This window comes from Ignavibacteria bacterium, assembly GCA_016873845.1.
Classification (GTDB): Bacteria; Bacteroidota; Ignavibacteria; order Ch128b; family Ch128b; genus JAHJVF01.
The window spans coordinates 1-1,707 of the sequence record VGVX01000156.1 but is presented as its reverse complement, the minus strand read 5'-3'; the positions used below and the strand labels follow the sequence as shown (position 1 = coordinate 1,707).

Below are 1,707 nucleotides of genomic sequence, written 5' to 3'. Positions count from 1 at the left end.
CAAAGCGAAGCGGAACACATCGCCAATATACTCAAGACCGTGTCCCTCAAGCTCGTTTATACAAAGTTTGGAATATCCCGCAGTGGGGAACGGAAGAATTAACTTATCTCGATCTTGTAAGTGATGTTCTTTCATCTGGAAAAACTTCTCGGTTGTATAAAAGATTAGTTTACGATGAACAGACCTGCACAAGTGTGAGCGCTTACTATGCCCCAGGTGAAATTGGAAGCCAATTTCATATTGTTGCAACAGCTAAACAAGGTGAAGATTTAAAGAAAATTGAAAACTCCCTAGATGAAGAATTAGCTTTATTCCTTACAAAGGGTCCAACCGAAAAAGAATTAGAAAGAGTAAAAACCCAGTATGAAGCTGGGTTCATCCGGGGGATTGAACGAATTGGCGGATTCGGCGGCAAGAGTGATATACTTGCTCAAAACGAAGTTTACGGCGGAACTCCAGATTACTACAAAAAAACCATTCAATGGGTAAGAGGAGCAACTGCAAAACAGCTTCAAGATGCAGCACGCGAATGGCTTTCTGATGGAGTTTATATTCTTGAAGTTCATCCATTTCCAACTCTAAAAGCTGGAACAAAGAGTGCTGTTGATCGCACCAAGCTGCCTGAACAATTGAAAGCACCAGACTCAAAATTTCCTGAATTTCAAAGAGCGACTCTTTCTAATGGTCTAAATGTTATTTTAGCTGAAAGACATACAATCCCAGTTGTGAATTTTAACTTAATGGTTGACGCCGGTTATGCTGCTGATCAATTTGCAATTCCCGGAACAAGCAGGCTCGCGATGGACATGCTTGATGAAGGAACTAAAAAACGAACTGCATTGCAAATCAGCGATGAACTTCAGCTTCTCGGAGCTTCAATCGGAACAGGTTCCGATCTCGATGTATCAGTAGTTTCCCTCTCTGCTTTGAAAAATAAGTTGGATGAATCTCTTGAACTGTATGCAGATGTCATTCTGAATCCATCTTTCCCGCAGGAAGATTTCAATCGTCTTCAAAAGCAGCTTATTGCTTCTATTCAGCGTGAAAAAGTAACTCCGGTTCAAATGGCATTAAGAGTATTTCCAAAAATTCTTTACGGTGAAAGTCATGCGTATGGAAATCCGCTGACCGGTTCGGGCACCGAAGCATCAGCTAAAAAACTCACCACTCAAGATCTTATCAAATATCATCAAACATGGTTAAAGCCAAATAACTCCACACTAGTTATTGTTGGTGATGCTACCCTCTCCGAAATCCTTCCAAAACTTGAAAAGTTATTCAAAGATTGGAAGAAGGGAGATGTTCCGAAAAAAAATATTAGCAATGTTGGTCATCAACCAAAATCGGTAGTTTATCTTTTAGATAGACCAGGATCGCTTCAGTCGATAATTTTTGCCGGGCATGTCGCACCTCCAAGCTCTGACCCAGATGAAATCGCAATCGATATGATGAATAATATTCTTGGCGGTACATTCACATCGAGAATTAACATGAACCTGAGAGAAGACAAACATTGGTCGTATGGTGCGTCATCGTTTTTATTTGGTGCAAGAGGACAACGTCCGTTTATTGTATATGCATCAGTTCAAACCGACAAGACAAAAGAATCAATGATAGAGGTCAACAAGGAGTTGAATGAAATAGTAAATTCACGCCCACCTACAGAAGAAGAATTACAGAAAAATAAAGAGAACGAAATTCTTCGTC

At 40.2% G+C, this 1,707-nt stretch carries 1 protein-coding gene; it reads left to right on the top strand.

What is annotated here, in order from left to right; translation table 11 throughout:
• Window positions 1-1,707: insulinase family protein (locus tag FJ213_13495; protein ID MBM4177167.1), on the top strand; the 1,707-nt coding region annotated here is incomplete at both ends.